The 15,088-nt window shown below is 72.1% G+C and carries 17 protein-coding genes; 8 read left to right on the top strand and 9 right to left on the bottom strand.

Annotated features, from left to right (window positions below; translation table 11 throughout):
* Nucleotides 1–37: 37 nt before the first annotated feature.
* The 4 genes from pelF to AB0M62_RS04725 all read left to right on the top strand — a co-directional run bounded on the left by pelF (nucleotide 38) and on the right by AB0M62_RS04725 (nucleotide 4,928).
* Nucleotides 38–1,621 (top strand): GT4 family glycosyltransferase PelF, encoded by a 1,584-nt coding sequence (gene pelF, locus AB0M62_RS04740; protein ID WP_366072651.1) that lies wholly within the window; start codon nucleotides 38–40, stop codon nucleotides 1,619–1,621.
* Nucleotides 1,618–3,360, top strand: a complete 1,743-nt coding sequence (locus AB0M62_RS04735) for a hypothetical protein (protein WP_366072650.1) — start codon at nucleotides 1,618–1,620, stop codon at nucleotides 3,358–3,360. Before pelF ends, AB0M62_RS04735 begins: the two co-directional genes overlap by 4 nt.
* 129 nt (nucleotides 3,361–3,489) lie before the next feature.
* Nucleotides 3,490–4,137: a spherulation-specific family 4 protein gene (locus AB0M62_RS04730; RefSeq protein ID WP_366072649.1), complete on the top strand. Its 648-nt coding sequence runs from the start codon at nucleotides 3,490–3,492 to the stop codon at nucleotides 4,135–4,137.
* Nucleotides 4,134–4,928, top strand: a complete 795-nt coding sequence (locus tag AB0M62_RS04725; protein WP_366072648.1) for an endo alpha-1,4 polygalactosaminidase — start codon at nucleotides 4,134–4,136, stop codon at nucleotides 4,926–4,928. Before AB0M62_RS04730 ends, AB0M62_RS04725 begins: the two co-directional genes overlap by 4 nt.
* Nucleotides 4,929–4,980: 52 nt before the next feature.
* On the opposite strand, the gene AB0M62_RS04720 is transcribed toward AB0M62_RS04725, so the two are convergent.
* Together AB0M62_RS04720 and AB0M62_RS04715 are read right to left on the bottom strand one after the other, a co-directional pair.
* Complete coding sequence (locus tag AB0M62_RS04720) at nucleotides 4,981–5,157, bottom strand: hypothetical protein (protein ID WP_366072647.1); 177 nt, start codon at nucleotides 5,155–5,157, stop codon at nucleotides 4,981–4,983.
* A gap of 120 nt (nucleotides 5,158–5,277) precedes the next feature.
* Complete coding sequence (locus AB0M62_RS04715; protein WP_366072646.1) at nucleotides 5,278–6,084, bottom strand: adenosylcobinamide-GDP ribazoletransferase; 807 nt, start codon at nucleotides 6,082–6,084, stop codon at nucleotides 5,278–5,280.
* 89 nt (nucleotides 6,085–6,173) lie between these two features.
* On the opposite strand from AB0M62_RS04715, the gene AB0M62_RS04710 reads away from it, so the two are divergent.
* Nucleotides 6,174–6,938, top strand: coding sequence for a hypothetical protein (locus AB0M62_RS04710; protein WP_366072645.1), 765 nt, complete (start codon nucleotides 6,174–6,176; stop codon nucleotides 6,936–6,938).
* Here AB0M62_RS04710 and AB0M62_RS04705 read toward each other — a convergent pair.
* The 4 genes from AB0M62_RS04705 to AB0M62_RS04690 form a co-directional block, all read right to left on the bottom strand.
* The gene (locus tag AB0M62_RS04705) at nucleotides 6,842–7,615 is read right to left on the bottom strand and encodes a hypothetical protein (RefSeq protein WP_366072644.1); all 774 of its coding nucleotides are present in this window, start codon (nucleotides 7,613–7,615) and stop codon (nucleotides 6,842–6,844) included. The two genes, AB0M62_RS04710 and AB0M62_RS04705, sit on opposite strands and share 97 nt — an antisense overlap.
* Nucleotides 7,612–8,178 carry a phosphatidylglycerol lysyltransferase domain-containing protein gene (locus tag AB0M62_RS04700; protein WP_366072643.1) on the bottom strand — a complete coding sequence of 189 codons (567 nt, stop codon included), beginning with the start codon at nucleotides 8,176–8,178 and terminating at the stop codon, nucleotides 7,612–7,614. Before AB0M62_RS04700 ends, AB0M62_RS04705 begins: the two co-directional genes overlap by 4 nt.
* 11 nt (nucleotides 8,179–8,189) lie before the next feature.
* Nucleotides 8,190–9,308 (bottom strand): nicotinate-nucleotide--dimethylbenzimidazole phosphoribosyltransferase, encoded by a 1,119-nt coding sequence (cobT, locus tag AB0M62_RS04695; RefSeq protein WP_366072694.1) that lies wholly within the window; start codon nucleotides 9,306–9,308, stop codon nucleotides 8,190–8,192.
* A gap of 68 nt (nucleotides 9,309–9,376) precedes the next feature.
* Nucleotides 9,377–10,594 (bottom strand): bifunctional adenosylcobinamide kinase/adenosylcobinamide-phosphate guanylyltransferase, encoded by a 1,218-nt coding sequence (locus AB0M62_RS04690; RefSeq protein ID WP_366072642.1) that lies wholly within the window; start codon nucleotides 10,592–10,594, stop codon nucleotides 9,377–9,379.
* Between the two features lie 93 nt (nucleotides 10,595–10,687).
* On the opposite strand from AB0M62_RS04690, the gene AB0M62_RS04685 reads away from it, so the two are divergent.
* Nucleotides 10,688–10,897, top strand: a complete 210-nt coding sequence (locus AB0M62_RS04685; RefSeq protein WP_366072641.1) for a hypothetical protein — start codon at nucleotides 10,688–10,690, stop codon at nucleotides 10,895–10,897.
* Between the two features lie 156 nt (nucleotides 10,898–11,053).
* Here AB0M62_RS04685 and AB0M62_RS04680 read toward each other — a convergent pair whose 3' ends face one another.
* From AB0M62_RS04680 to AB0M62_RS04670, 3 genes are all read right to left on the bottom strand, one after another.
* The gene (locus AB0M62_RS04680; protein ID WP_366072640.1) at nucleotides 11,054–12,133 is read right to left on the bottom strand and encodes a trypsin-like peptidase domain-containing protein; all 1,080 of its coding nucleotides are present in this window, start codon (nucleotides 12,131–12,133) and stop codon (nucleotides 11,054–11,056) included.
* A 92-nt stretch (nucleotides 12,134–12,225) separates the two neighbouring features.
* Nucleotides 12,226–13,023 carry a class I SAM-dependent methyltransferase gene (locus AB0M62_RS04675; RefSeq protein ID WP_366072639.1) on the bottom strand — a complete coding sequence of 266 codons (798 nt, stop codon included), beginning with the start codon at nucleotides 13,021–13,023 and terminating at the stop codon, nucleotides 12,226–12,228.
* A 50-nt stretch (nucleotides 13,024–13,073) separates the two neighbouring features.
* The gene (locus AB0M62_RS04670; protein WP_366072638.1) at nucleotides 13,074–13,673 is read right to left on the bottom strand and encodes a DUF3043 domain-containing protein; all 600 of its coding nucleotides are present in this window, start codon (nucleotides 13,671–13,673) and stop codon (nucleotides 13,074–13,076) included.
* Between the two features lie 286 nt (nucleotides 13,674–13,959).
* Between AB0M62_RS04670 and AB0M62_RS04665 the strand changes: the two genes are divergently transcribed.
* Nucleotides 13,960–14,739: a PspA/IM30 family protein gene (locus tag AB0M62_RS04665; protein ID WP_366072637.1), complete on the top strand. Its 780-nt coding sequence runs from the start codon at nucleotides 13,960–13,962 to the stop codon at nucleotides 14,737–14,739.
* Nucleotides 14,740–14,766: 27 nt separating this feature from the next.
* Complete coding sequence (locus AB0M62_RS04660) at nucleotides 14,767–15,045, top strand: hypothetical protein (RefSeq protein WP_366072636.1); 279 nt, start codon at nucleotides 14,767–14,769, stop codon at nucleotides 15,043–15,045.
* The last annotated feature ends 43 nt before the right edge of the window (nucleotides 15,046–15,088 follow it).

The raw sequence follows: 15,088 nt of genomic DNA, 5'->3' as shown, positions 1-15,088 counted from the left end.
GACCAGCACAGCCGATCACGTCCTGGGGGGACACCGAATGAGCCATGGGCGTCACGTGACCATGCTCACCGAAGGAACGTATCCGCATGTCCACGGGGGCGTCAGTACCTGGTGCGACCAGCTCGTGCGCGGCATGCCCGAGGTCGACTTCAACGTCGTCGCCCTCACCGGCAGCGGCCGCGAGCCGGTCACCTGGGAGCTGCCGCGCAACGTCTACCGGCACACGGCGGTCCCCCTCTGGGGGCCGCCGTCGGCCCGGTCGGTCAGGCGTCCGATGTTCGGTCGTGAACGCCGCCGCTTCATCGACACCTACGAAAGGTTTCTCCTCGCCCTTCTCGACCCGGAGTCGGGCTGCGACTTCTCCTCCGCCCTGTACTCCCTCGCCGAACTGGCCCGCGAAGGACGGCTGTCGGGGGCGCTGCGCTCGGAGTCCGTACTGCGCTCGCTGATGTGGATCTGGACCATGCCGCACCTGGAGATATCCGCGGCCAGGCCCACCGTCCACGACGCGCTCACCGCCACCGACCTGCTGGAGCACGCCCTGCGCCCGCTGTCCGTCCGGATCCCCGAGGACAGCGTGGCGCACGCCGTCAGCAGCGGGCTCGCGACCCTGCCGGCGCTCGCCGCGCAACAGCTGGACGGCGTTCCCTTCCTTCTCACCGAGCACGGCATCTACCTGCGCGAGCGCTACCTCGGCTACCGGAGCGAGTCACAGCGCTGGCCGGTCAAGGCCCTGATGCTGAGCTTCTACCGGGAGCTGAACTCGGAGGGCTACCGGCGCGCCGACCTCATCACCCCGTGCAACCAGTACAACCGGCGCTGGGAGGAGCGGGGCGGCGCCCCCGCCCACAAGATCCGCACCATCTACAACGGCGTCGATCCGCACGCGTTCCCCGAGGCGGGCGCCGAGCCGAGTGTCCCGACCCTCAGCTGGGCCGGCCGGGTCGACCCGATCAAGGACCTGGAGACGCTCATACGGGCGTACGCGCTGATGCGCGCCGAGCTCCCGGAACTGCGGCTGCGCCTCTTCGGCGGGGTCCCCGCGGGCGGCGAGGACTACCGGACACGGCTCGAGAAACTCGCAGCCGAGCTGGGAGTCACCGACGGCATTACCTACGAGGGCCGCGTCAGCGACGTCGCCCGCGCCTACGCGGCGGGGAGTGTGGTGATGCTCTCCAGCATCAGCGAGGGCTTCCCTTTCAGCATCATCGAGGCCATGTCCTGCGGCCGGACCACCGTGTCGACCGATGTGGGGGGCGTGCGCGAGGCCGTCGGCGACACCGGACTCGTCGTGCCCCCGCGAGAGCCCGCGCTCATGGCACAGGCCACGCTCACGCTGCTGAACGACGACGAACGACGGGCCCGGCTCGGCCGGTTGTCCCGGCAGCGGGTCGTCGAACAGTTCACACTGCGCCGCTCCGTGGACGGCTTCCGGCGGATCTACCGCGAGCTCGCGGGCTTTCCGGAGCCCGCGTACGAGCCGGGTCTCGAGCCCGCGTACGGCGGCATGGGGCACGCAGACAGCTCCGACTGGACCCTGCGGCTCACCGATCCCTGGCACCGCGAGCTCGCTGTCTGGGGGCACTCGGGGACGAAGACCGAGGGAGGCTCGCTCCGGTGAGCGGCCCGCTCTGGCTCACGCCCGGCGACCGCGCCGACACGCTGCCGCTCATTCCGAGGCAGCGCCCCGGCCGGGCGGCCGCCGACCCGCTGGAGGAACTCGCCGAGCGGCTCGACGACATGATCGCCGCCGCCGTGCACCCGGACGAGATCGCCGCGATTCTCGAGTCCGACGGAATGACGGACGACCACATCAGGCTCAGCTACGGCCGCGAGGACTCCTTCGCCCTCGCCGAGGAGCTGTACGCCCGGGTGCCGCGCCGCTTCCCGGAGCCGCCCGGCCCGGTCGTCGACCCGTGGAACGCCAGCCTTCTCGGCTGTCTGCTGCGCGGCCTGGTCTTCGCGCTGCCGGGACTGGCGTACGTCCTGGGCGCCCCGCTGCTGTCCGGCCCCCCGGACCGGCTCGGGCTGCCGGCGGGAACGGTCACCCTGCTGGCGGGCGCGCTCGTCGGATGGGTGTGGAACCAGTCGCTCTCCCACCGGGCGTACTCGTGGCTGGGCCTCGGCGACCGGGAGGCGGCGGGCCGCGCGCTGCTCGCCGGAGCGCCGGCGGGAGCGCTGCTCGGGGCGGCCGTCTCGTTCTCCGTGTCGGGGCCGGACTCCGCGGCGGCGTTCGCGTCGGGGCAGTCGCTGTACCTCGGCGCGGCGACCGTCCTGCTGGTACTGGGCCGCGAACGCGCACTGCTCTACGCCCTGTTGCCGATGGCGGCGGGCGCCGCCCTCACCACGGTCCTCACGCTCCCCTCGGCGGCGCGCATAGCACTGCTGGTGACGTCGCTGCTGGCAGCGGTGGCACTGGCGGCGCGCGAACTGCCGCTGCCGGGTGGGCCGGGCCTGCGGGCGGCGGTGCTCTTCCTGTCCGCGCTGCGCCGCCGACGGTTCGCGACGGCCGTGTCCCACCTGTACAGCCGCGAGGCGGCGGTTCCCCAACTCGGGCCGCACTGCCGGCAGGCCGACGCCGGCCCGCGGGAGCCACGCGTACCGCGTTGGGCCCTGCCGCCCGACGCGACCGCGCGCCGCGCGGCGGGCCTCGAGGCCTGGGCGCGGCTCCGGTGGCGGCTCCTGGCCGACGGTGTGGCCGGGCTCCGGGCATCCGGGCGCTCCGGCGCGGGGCGCGGGGGCAGGGAGGGTACGGCCTCGCGGGTACGGCCCGCACCTCGGCTCGCCGCCTCGCTTCCGTACGGGCTCTTCGGTCTCGGCACCGGCGTCCTGGTACTCCACGCGGCGCTCGGCGAGGTGCTCGCGAGCGGACCCGGGGCGGCGGTGGCCGCGCCTTCCGCCGTCGCGCTCACCCTCAGCATGGGGCCCGCCGAGTGGCTGCTGCACCGCTTCCGCAGCGACAGCCTCGCAGGGCTCCGGGCCTCCACCACCCCCGGCGCTTTCTGGCGGGCCACGGCCGGCACGCTCGCCGAGTGCCTGACCGGCTACCTCCTGGTCCTGCTGGCCCTGGGCGTCGTCGGCACCGCGCTGTGGCCGGACGCCCCCGGCCTCGGCGGGGTACGGCTCGCCACGCTCCTGCTGCTCGGCGCGGTCCTGTGGACCGGGCTGCTCCTGCAGTCCTTCGGCGCGGTGCTCGCCGCGGCCTCGGTCTGCGGAGCTGCCGCCCTCGCCCAGACGGTGGCCCTGCTCATGGAGGCGGACAACCCTCAGCGGGTCCAGCTCGTGGTGGCGGGCACGGCGGCCGCGGTCCTCGCCGCGCTGGTCTGTGTTCTGCTGGGGCGGGCGACCGCTCACCGCTAGAACCGGCACACGTCAGAAGCCGGAAGCCGGAAGCCGGACGCCGGAAGCCGGAAGCCGGACGCCGGAAGCCGGAAGCCGGCAGCCAGAAGTCCGGCAGTCAGAAGTGAAGTCAGAAGGCAGAAGGAAGCCATGCTGCTGGTGCCGCTCTACGAGCACCCCGCCGACCGGCCGGAAGCCTGGGAGGCCGTGATCCGGTCCGCCGCCCGGCTGTACGGCGTCGTGCTCAACCCGGCCAGTGGCCCCGGCAGCGCGCCCGACAAGGCGTTCGCCGCGGTCGCGGAGCGTCTGCGGTCGGCCGGTGTCCGCATTCTGGGTTACGCCGACACGGACTATGCGCGGCGCCCGCACCCGGCCGTCGTCCAGGACCTGTTGCGCCATCGCGACTGGTACGGCACCGACGGGGTCTTCTTCGACCAGGTCTCCGCGGAGCCCGAACTGCTCCCGCACTACGGCCGGCTGTCCGTCGCGGCAAGGGCCGCGGGCGCGGCGACGGTTGTCCTCAACCACGGCGTCCACCCGCACCCCGGCTACCTGGACCTGGCCGACGTACTCGTCACCTTCGAGGGCCCCTGGGACGCGTACGAGTCCGACGTGGTCCCGGAGTGGACGGCCGCGCACCCGCCCGAGCGCTTCTGCCACCTCGTGTACGCGGTCCCGCAGGGCAGGCCCGCCGCCGAACTCGCCACCGAACGCGGCGCCGCCGTGCACTGCGCCGTCCCCGGCGGCGGCGCGCACCCGTGGGGGACCCTTCCACATGCCCTGGAGACTGCCGGATGAGGCGCCTGTGCCTGATGGTCCTGCTCCTCCTGATGGCCGGCGCCGGTTGCACGTCCCCGTCGCCGGAGGGGGACGCGGCTCCGCCCTCGCGTGGCCGCTGGCAGCCGGCGCCCGGTGTCGCCTGGCAGTGGCAGCTCAGCGGGAAGCTGGACACCTCGGTCGACGTGCCGGTCTACAACATCGACGGATTCGACCACTCGGCCTCAGCCGTGGCGGGCCTGCACCGCAAGGGCCGCAAGGTCATCTGCTACCTCTCCACCGGAGCCTGGGAGGAATTCCGCCCGGACGCCGCCGACTTCCCACGGGAAGTACTCGGGCGGGGCAACGGATGGGACGGCGAGCGCTGGCTCGACATCCGTCGTACAGACGTGCTCGGGCCCTTGATGGCCAAGCGGATCGAGATGTGCCGCGACAAGGGCTTCGACGCGGTCGAACCGGACAACATGGACGGTTACCGCAACCGCACCGGCTTCCCCCTGACCGCCGCCGACCAGCTGCGCTACAACCGGCTGATCGCCCGGCTCGCGCACGAGCGCGGCCTCGCGGTGGGCCTGAAGAACGACCTGGACCAGATCCAGGAGCTGGTGGCCGACTTCGACTTCGCGGTCAACGAGCAGTGCGCGCAGTACGGCGAGTGCGCCGAGCTGGCGCCCTTCACCGCGGCCGGGAAGGCGGTCTTCCACGCCGAGTACGCACTTCCGACGGCCAGGTTCTGCCGAGAGGCACGCGGCCTGAAGCTCAGCTCGATCCTGAAGAAGTACGAACTGGGCGCCTGGCGGCGCTCCTGCTAGGCCTTCCCGGGCCTGCGCGCGCCGCCGGGCACCCAGTTCGTACCGCCGTCCGTTACCGACGTCCGCGCCGGGAGGACCAGCCGGCGCCCACGCCGGCCAGATGGACGGCCAGCACCGTCAGTCCGAGGAGCATGAGGCTCATCGGGGAGAAGAGCACCTCGGTCGACGTCTCGGTCGCGTGGAGGATGAACGCGATGAAGAAGAGCGCGCCCGCCACGAATGCCAGCATGTCTGCTCCTACCACTCGGTGGCGAGCCCCGCTCGGATGCGGAGCTGCGCCGTGTCAGAAGCCGTGTTCCCCGCCTCGAACCGGTCATTCGCACGGAGTTGGGCCCCTCGCGAGCAGTCGTCAGCCCAGCGCGAGCACGACCAGCGCCGTCGTCGCCGCGGTCTCCGCGAGAGCGCCGAACACGTCCCCGGTCACCCCGCCGAACCGGCGCACGCAGTGCCGCAGCAGGAGTTGGGCCGCCCCCAGTGCCGCCAGTGCCGCCAGCGCATGCTGCAGTGCGCCGTACGGGCCCAACAACCCCCCGGCGCCCGCGCATCCGGCGGTGACCAGCACGGCCGCCGTCACCGCCGTCCGTACCGGCACCACGCCCGCGACCGCAGCGCCCAGGCCCTCAGGGCGCGCCGGCGGAACGCCGGCGCGGCAGGCCAGGGTCAGCGCCAGCCGGGCGGCGACGCCCGCGACGACCGCGGCCCCGGCTCCGCGGGCCCAGCCCCCCGAGTCGTACAGTTCGTACACCACCGCCACCTGCGCGAGCAGGACGAACAGGAGGGTGAGGACACCGAACGGGCCGATGTCCGACTGCTTCATGATGCGCAGCGCGTCGGCCGCCGGCTTCGCGCTGCCCAGGCCGTCCGCCGTGTCGGCCAGCCCGTCCAGATGCAGCCCTCGGGTGAGCGCGGCGGGTACGGCCGCCGTGGCGACCGCGGCGAGAAGGGGTCCCGACCCGAGCAGCAGCAGGACGCCGCCGAGCGCGGCCGCGCAGAGGCCCACGACGAGTCCGGCGAGGGGCGCGGCCAGCATGCCCGCGCGCGCCGCGGGCCGGTCCCAGCGTGCCACCCGGACGGGCAGGGCGGTGAGGGTGCCGAAGGCGAACCGTATGCCGTCGCCGGGCGCGGGCGGAGGGGGCGGGGGAGTGGTCTCGGTCATCGGGCGCAGGTTATCCCGGTCCGTCCGGCACTGATCCCGGTAAGTTGCTCATAACGCGCAAAACGGGAGCGGTCGCATGGGTGAGTCGCATGGGTGACTGGTGGTACCGCAACATCGTCGAGCCGGGCAAGCTTCCGCTCCTCCTCGCCCTCCTCTCCTTCGTCCTCTCCTTCCTGATCACCCGGACCATCACCCGGCTGATCCGGGCCGGCAAGGGGCCGTTCAGGAACGTCTCGCCCGGCGGCCTGCACGTTCACCACGTCGTCCCGGGCGTCATCCTGACGGTCGTCGGCGGTTTCGGGGCGGTGGGCAGCGGCCGGTTCGGCGTCGGGGCCATGGTCTCCGCGGTGATCTTCGGGATCGGCGCGGGACTGGTGCTCGACGAGTTCGCCCTCGTACTGCATCTCGACGACGTCTACTGGAGCGAACAGGGGCGCAAGAGCGTCGAAGTCGTGGTGCTCACCGCCGCGCTGGTGGCTCTGATCCTCGGCGGCTTCCTGCCCTTCGGTGTCAATGAACTGACCCCGCATGAGCGGCAGAGCCGCGGCGCGGTCATCATGAACGTCGCGCTCAACTTCTTCTTCGCGCTGCTCGCGCTGGGCAAGGGCAAACCCCGCACCGCTCTCCTGGGGACCGTCATCCCCTTCGTGGCGATCATCGGTGCCGTCCGGCTGGCCCGGCCCGGCTCGCCGTGGGCGAAGCGGTTCTACCGCAATCGCCCCCGCGCCCGCGCGCGGGCCGGGCTGCGCGCCTTCCATCACGACCGGCGCTGGGCGGGCCCACGCCGCAAGTTCCAGGACCTCATCGGGGGTACCCCCGATGACGAGGCGACGGCTGCCGAGGAGCGTCGCTGACGCTGTGCGGCACGGTGCAGAACGGTACGGTGCACCGCCCCCGAGATCCCGCACAGCACAAGGACCGCGGCGATCGCCGCCAGGTGCTCCTTGCCGGCGAGGTTGTTCTTGACCAGCACCTCCACGATCATGAGCGCGATCACCAGGGCGCCGGTGAGATGCGCCCCGTATCGCCGGCACACGAAGACGGCGAGGCCGACCACGGCCGCGGACGGGCCGGTGTCGACCACCTGTGCGTCCGAGGCGGGCAGGCCGAGGAAGGCGTCGGGTCCCAGCGCGATACCGACGCGGGCGTACAGCGTCCCGGCCAGTGTGGCCAGGTAACCGATCGCAAGCGTGCGCCGTTGGCCGACGCAGATCTCCGCGACGCCGAACACCAGCAGGATCTGGGCCAGCGCACCCCAGACCGGCAGATCGAGGGCGGGGACGAACAGCGAGAGCGGGGTGCGCAGCAGCGCGAGCCAGAGCGGGTCGTCCGCCCTGACGGAGCCGATGTTCTGGACCGTCCGAAAGCCCCAGGACTGGTTCTGTACGACCTGGAACGACGCCGTCAGACAGACGGCGAACAGGGTCATGGGAACAGCCCGCCACTTCTTCGCGACGAGCGCGTCGCGCAAGGTCCGGTAGAGCGGTCCCCACTCCTGGCGAGTGACCCGGCGCACGCCGGAGCGGTTCATCGCTCTGTCTCCAGGTGCCTGCGGTGCACCCGATTGGGCAGGCCCGGCGCTTCGAGGAATCCCTCGGCGCGGCCCGCGGCGAGTCCGATGCGCAGCAGATCGCTGCTTTTCTCGAAGAGCATGAAACGGGGCTCCCAGATCGGCCGGTACTTGGCGTTGGCGCGGTACAGCGACTCGATCTGCCACCAGCGGGAGAAGAAGCTGAGCAGTGAGCGCCACAGCCTCAGCACGGGTCCCGCGCCGAGTTTCGAGCCACGTTCGAAGACCGACCTGAACATCGCGAAGTTGAGTGCGACCTGAGTGATCCAGATCTCTCCGGCACGTCGGAGGAGTTCGATGACCATGAACTCCATCAGGCCGTTCTCGGAGTCGCGGTCACGCCGCATCAGGTCGGGGGAGAGACCCTTGGGTCCCCCACGGCACGAAACTCGGCATCGCGCGCAGTTCGCCCCGGCATCGGTGCATTCGAGCATCACGCACTGCCCGTCGGCCGGATCGCCGAGCCGCCCCAGCGCCATCGAGAAGCCGCGCTCGGTCGGAGGACGCGGCCGCTCGGGCCGCACCCTCCGGAAACTCAGTCGGTCTCTTGCTCTTCGGCCACTTCCGTCGCGCCCGTACGGTCCGCCTGGTCGTCACGGTCCGCCTGGCGATGACGGTCCGTACGCTCGGGCAGCTCGGCCGCGAGCGCCGCGGCGGCCTGGACGAGAGGAAGCGCCAGCAACGCCCCGGTTCCTTCGCCCACGGTGACGCCGTGGTCGAGCAGCGGGTTGAGCGCCATCCGGTCCAGGGCCTTCGCCTGACCCGGCTCGCCGCTCGTCTGACCTGCCAGCCACCAGTCCGGCGCCCGGAAAGCCGCCCGCTGCGCCACCAGCGCACACGCCGCGGACACGACACCGTCGAGGATCACCGGGGTCCGCCGCACCGCACACTGGAGCAGGAAACCCGTGGTCGCCGCGAGATCGGCGCCGCCCACCGCGGCCAGCAGCTCCAACTGGTCGCCCAGGACCGGCCGGGCCCGGCGCAGCGAGTCGCGGACGGCCGCGCACTTCCGCATCCAGGCCAGGTCGTCGATGGGCGAACCGCCGCGGCCGGTGACCACGGAGGCGTCCGTGCCGCACAGCGCGGCGATCAGAGTGGCGGCGGATGTGGTGCCGCCGACGCTCAGATCGCCGAGAACGACCAGATCGGTGCCGGAGTCGGCCTCCTCGTCCGCGATGGCCATGCCGAGCCGTACGGCCTCCTCGGCCTCCTCGGCCGTCAGCGCGTCCTCGACGTCGATCCGCCCCGAGCCGCGCCGCACCCGGTGGCGTACCACCTCGTCCGGCAGCAGGCCCGGGTCGCAGTCCAGGCCCGCGTCGACGATCCGTACCGGAATGCCGAGCCGCCGGGCCAGTACGGAGACGGCTCTCGTGCCCTCGATCACGCCGCGCACCAGTTCGTGCGCGCCGCCGGCGGGACGGGCGGAGACGCCCAGCTCCGCCACCCCGTGGTCGCCGGCGAACAGCACCACGCGGGGACGCTCGATGGCCCGGACCGGTACCGAGGCCTGCGCGGCCGACAGCCACTCACCCAGCTCGTCGAGCCGGCCGAGCGAGCCGGGCGGCACGGTCAGCCGCTCCCGGCGTTCCTCGGCGTCACGCCGTACACCCCCGTCGGGGCGTTCGATCAGATCGGAGAAGTCGTCGAGATTCAGCCTGCTCATCTGCCGAACAGTACCGGCACCCCAACCTCCGGTCGGGGCCCGCCCGTCAGCTGCCCGTGTCAGCGAATGTCCGGCCCGCGCAGCGTCAGCGCCTGCCCCGCTACGACCAGCAGCACCTGCTCGCATTCACCGGCCACCGAGGCGTTGAGGCGGCCCAGTTCGTCCCGGAAGCGGCGGCCGGAAGCGGTCGCGGGGACGACACCGGAGCCCACCTCGTTGCTCACCGCGACGACCGTACGGCGGGTGCCGCGCACCGCCGCGACGAGCGCCGCCGTCCGCTCCCGCAGCTCCCGTTCGCCGCCCGACGCCCACGTGGCGTCGTCCCACGCGCCGGCCTGGTCCATTGCGTCGGTGAGCCACAGTGCGAGGCAGTCGATGAGCAGCGGCGGCCCGTCCTTGGCCAGCAGCGGGACGAGTTCGCACGTCTCGACGGTCCGCCAGGAGGCCGGCCGGCGGTCGCGGTGCAAGCTGACCCGGACGGCCCACTCGGTGTCGCCGTCACGGCTGCCGCCGGTGGCCACGTAGAGCACCTTGGGGAAGGTGGCGAGCCGGCGCTCCGCCTCGAACGATTTGCCCGAGCGGGCTCCGCCGAGCACCAGCGTGCGGCGCGGGAGGTCGGGCACCGCGTGGTAGTCGCCGACCACGACGGTCGTCCCGTCGGGCACCGCGCGTGCACCCGCCGCCGCGAGTTGGCGCTCCAGCTCGGGGCCCGGTGGCACGTCGTGGTCGAGATGGACGGCGATCACATCGGTGACCGGGCCGACGGCGCCGTTGGCACGCAGCCGGGCGAGCGCGTCGGGACGGCCGGTGACATCGAGGAGCACCATGTCGTACGGGGTCTGCGGACCGTTTCCCTCCGTCCCCGCGGTGGCGCCGCCCGGTGGGAGGTACAGCAGCCGGTCCCCGTCAGGGCCGGTCACCTCGTACCCGGTGCCCGGCGAGTCCATCGCCACCGCCCTCACCCGGTGTCCGCTGATCAGCGCCAGCTCCCGGCCGTCGGGCACCCGGCCGGCAGCCGGCAGCCCCACGGGCAGCTCAACGGCCGGTCCGTCGTGCGGGTGGGTGAGCAGCACATGCCGTACACCGGCGAGGGAGTGCCCGGCCCGGGCCGCGGCCAGGGCGGCCCCCGGGGTGAGATCGAGAAGCAGCGCGCCGTCCACGAGGAGTGCGGTGGCGGCGCGCGCCCGGCCGCCCAGCGACACCGCACAGGCGGCGCAGGGGCAGTCGGGACGCGGCAGCCCTTCGGGGGCCCCGGTGCCGAGGAGAGTCAGTTCCACGCTGACGATCCTCCCGCGTCACCGCGGCTGGTGCGCGCCCGGCTACGCTGCGGGCAGGCTGTGACGAAGAAGTGGCCGGACCCAGGAGGCGACATGGCGTGGACGTGGCGGTTCGAGAAGTCCGACGGGACGGAGACGGAACCGGCGGTGGAGCCGGAGGAGTTCACCACGCAGGGGGACGCGGAATCGTGGATCGGTGAGGTCTGGAAGGACCTCGTCGAGGGCGGTGCCGACCAGGTGTCCCTGTTCGAGGACGGCGCGAAGATCTACGGCCCGATGAGCCTGCACGCCGAGAACGCCTGACGCAGGCCGGGCGACCTGCGTTCGCCCGGCCTGCGACGGCCGGGCCTGCCGCTCCCCGCCGGGGACGACGGGCCCGGCCGTGGCGCTCCGCGGTGGCTGGACGCCGCCGGTAGCCGGTTCGGTAGCGGCTGAACCGGTGCACGATCCTGGCGGGGTTCAGATCTCGCCGAGGGTGACCTCGGCGGTCCGTTCGCTGCCGTCGCGCAGGTACGTCGTTCGCACCTTGTCGCCCGGCTGGTACGCAGCGAGTGCCTCGGCCAGCGAGGTGATGGTGGTGATGCCGGTGTCGCCCAGCTTCGTGATGACGTCCTGGACCCGGATGCCCGCCTCTTCCGCCGCCCCGCCCTCCACGGTCTCCACCACCGCGACCCCCACCGGCGTGAAGGTGTCGTCGAGGAGGGTGCGCCCGGTGATGCCCAGTGCCGCCCGCCCCGAGTCCGTGACCCTGCCGTCCTTGATGATCTGGTCGGCAATCCTCTTCACCGTCGAGACCGGGATGGCGAAGCCGATGCCGGGCGCCGTGTCGCCGAGCTCCGGGTCGGCGGCCGCGAGCGTCGGGACGCCGATGACCTCGCTGTCGAGGTTTACCAGCGCGCCGCCGCTGTTGCCCGGGTTGATGGCGGCCGAGGTCTGCACCATGTTGGCGATGGTGGCGCCGGTCCCTCCGCCCTCCTGGCTCTCACTGACCGTGCGCCCGACCGCCGAGACGATGCCCTGGGTGACGCTGCTCGAGAGGCCGAGCGGGCTCCCCATGGCCAGCACGATGTGGCCCACTTCGACCTTCGAGGAGTCGCCGAGCTTGGCGGTCTTCAGCCCTGCCGGGACCTGGTCGAGCCTCACTACGGCGAGGTCCTGCTCCGGATAGGTGGCGACCAGCTTCGCTTTGAGTGCCCCGCTGCCGGTGGACGCGGTGACCTTGAAGTCCCGCGCCCGGCCGACCACATGGGCGTTGGTGACGACGTGGCCCTTGTCGTCGTAGACAATGCCGGAGCCCAGTCCGGACGCCGTCTCGATCTGGACGACCGAGGGCAGTACGTCCTTGATCACCTTCTGGTAGTCCTCCTGCAGCTCGTTGGTCGCCCGCCGCGGCCCCGCCTCGGCCGGGCCCGCCCGCGTCGGGGAAGGGGAGGCCCCGTTCGTACAGCCGCCGAGCAGGGCCACGGTGCCGAGCGCGGCGATCACGGGCAGCACCAGTCGGTGGACACGGTCGCGGATACCGTTGCGTGAACCATCCATGCCCGGATTATCCCTTTTATTCAGGTATCCAGTACTGGATCGGAGGGCGGACCAGAGGGCTGGGGCATGCCGGGGACAGGGACGCGCCCGGCTCAGCCGCGCACTCCACAGAGATGGATCAGCGCGGCGACCCGGCGGTACGGATCCGTGCGCCCGGCCCGGTCCTCCGCGGCCAGCAGTTGCTCCAGCTCGCCGGCCGCCGGCAGTCCGGCGTCGCCGCCCGCCCTGCCGCCCGCTTCGCCCGAGTCCGTGGCGTCCGCCGGATCCGCAGTGCCCACCGTGTCGGTGAAGACACGCACGCCGTACCAGGCATGCAGCGGGGCGCCGATTCCGGCGAGCGTCTTGGTCAGCGCGTCCAGCCGGTCCGCCCGGACCTCCAGGCCCAGACGGTTGGTGTACGCGTCGGTGTCGAACGCGGCGAGCGCCGCCGGCCAGTCTGCCGACAGGCCCGGTCGCATCGCGAGCGCGTCCGCGTTCCGTACGAGCAGGGACAGCAGACCGCCGGGGGCCAGCATCCGGGCCAGTCCCGCGAGCATCGCGTCCGGCTCCTGGACATACATCAGCACGCCGTGGCAGAGCACGACGTCGAAGCTGCCCGGCAGGAAATGCACCCCTGTGTCGCGGCCGTCGCCCTCGATCAGCCGCACGCGCGCACAGATGCCCGCCGGTTCACCGGCCAGGGCGTCACGCGCCGCCTTCAGCATGGCCGGGTCCGACTCCAGCCCGGTCACCTTGTGGCCGGCCCGGGCCAGCCGCAGGGCCTGAGTGCCCTGACCCATACCGACATCGAGGACCCGCAGCCGCTGCCCGACCGGGAAGCGCGCGGCGAGCTGCTCGTCGACCTGGCGGGCGACGAGCTCCTGGCGGACGGTGTTGCGCAGGCCGCCCAAGCCCTTCAGCCAGGCGGAGGAAGCGCCGTCGAATCCGGAGACCGCAGTACTCAGGGCCGCTCTCCGCGCTTGACCTGCGGCTTCGGCAGACGCAGCCGGCGCATCTGGAGCGTACGCATCAGGCCGTAGGCGATGGCGCCGCGCTTGGGCTCGTCCGGGAAGCGCTCTGCGAGCTGCTTCCTGAGCCGGATCCAGATACCGATCGAGTCGATGACGATCATGATGATGACGCCGAGCCAGAGCAGCAGCGCGATGTTCTGGATGTTGGACACCCGCACCATGCTGAGGACCAGGATCACCACCGCGAGCGGCAGGAAGAACTCGGCGATGGCGAAACGCGAGTCGACGAAGTCGCGCACGAAGCGGCGCACCGGGCCCTTGTCACGCGCCGGAAGGTAGCGCTCGTCACCGCTCGCCAGGGCTTCGCGCTGCCGGGCGAGGTCGGCACGGCGGCGCTCCCGCGCACGCTTCGCGTCCTCCTTGCGGTTGCCTGTAGAGGCCACCACGGACCGGCGCTGCGTCTGGGCGACGCTGCGCTTCGGCGTGGGGCGGCCCTTGGGGGCCTGCGGGTCACGGGGCTGCTTGGAGAGGTCCGTCGTCACCTTGGCGGTGGGCGCGGCCTTCTCTTCCTTGGAACGGCTACGGAACACAAAACCCAAGGGTAAGGGGTAGTGGGCCCTTGAACCCCACCCCCATGGGGAACGATCCCGCAACGGCACGCGTCGTTATGGGGGCAGAGCGGGCGCGGCCGGGAGATTCCCTGGGCGACACCTACTCCCTACGCCTGAGGGCGGCCGTCAACAGTCGTTCTGGAGGAGGAGCGCATCCGCGCTCGAACAGTGCGGTAATGGATGCAGGGCCCGTACTGTGGGTTCTGTTGGAGTGCTGGAGTCGTAGTCCGTCAGAAGGGGGCGCGCGAAGCCCATGAGCGGTGTCATGAAGCGTATGGGGATGATCTTCCGCGCGAAGGCAAACAAGGCCCTTGACCGGGCCGAGGATCCGCGCGAGACCCTCGATTACTCGTACCAGAAGCAGCTCGAACTGCTGCAGAAGGTACGCCGCGGAGTAGCCGACGTGGCGACCTCCCGCAAGCGCCTCGAACTGCAGCTCAACCAGCTGCAGGGCCAGTCGTCCAAGCTGGAGGACCAGGGCCGCAAGGCACTGGCCCTGGGGCGCGAGGATCTGGCCCGCGAGGCGCTGTCCCGCCGGGCCGCACTGCAGCAGCAGGTCACGGACCTGGAGACACAGCACCAGACGCTGCAGGGCGAAGAGGAGAAGCTGACTCTCGCCGCCCAGCGGCTGCAGGCCAAGGTCGACGCGTTCCGCACCAAGAAGGAAACGATCAAGGCCACCTACACCGCCGCGCAGGCGCAGACCCGGATCGGCGAGGCCTTCTCCGGCATCTCCGAGGAGATGGGGGACGTCGGCCTGGCGATCCAGCGCGCCGAGGACAAGACCGCCCAGCTGCAGGCCCGGGCGGGCGCGATCGACGAGCTGCTGGCCTCCGGCGCCCTGGACGACCCGTCCGGGATGGCTAAGGACGACATCGCCGCCGAGCTGGACCGGATCTCCGGTGGTACCGACGTGGAGCTGGAGCTCCAGCGGATGAAGGCCGAGCTGGCCGGCGGGTCCGCGCCCAAGCAGGCCATCGAGGGCGGCGCCGACGCACAGGACGCCCGGCCGTCGCAGACGCAGCACAAATTCGACAAGCAGTAGTCCCCGCGCCCCACGAAGGAGAGCGTCGTGATCGTACGGATCATGGGGGAGGGGCAGGTGATGCTGGCCGACAGCCACCTCGCCGAGCTCAACAAGCTGGACGACGAGCTGCTCGCCGAGATGGAGAGCGGGGACGAGTCCGGCTTCCGCCGCACGTTGAACGCACTGCTCGACCGGGTGCGCGAACTGGGCGAGCCCCTTCCGGACGCGGCGCTGGAGCCGTCCGAACTGATCCTGCCCGCTTCCGGGGCGACGCTCGAAGAGGTCCGCGAGATGCTCAGTGAGGACGGCCTCATCCCCGGCTGACCGCCACCCCCTCCAACACCGCGCTGCCCCGCCCCCGCCCACG

The sequence above is a fragment of the Streptomyces sp. NPDC051219 genome, assembly GCF_040682335.1.
Taxonomy (GTDB): Bacteria; Actinomycetota; Actinomycetes; order Streptomycetales; family Streptomycetaceae; genus Streptomyces.
The sequence above is the reverse complement of the archived record's forward strand: the minus strand, read 5'-3'. Positions and strand labels throughout refer to the sequence as shown.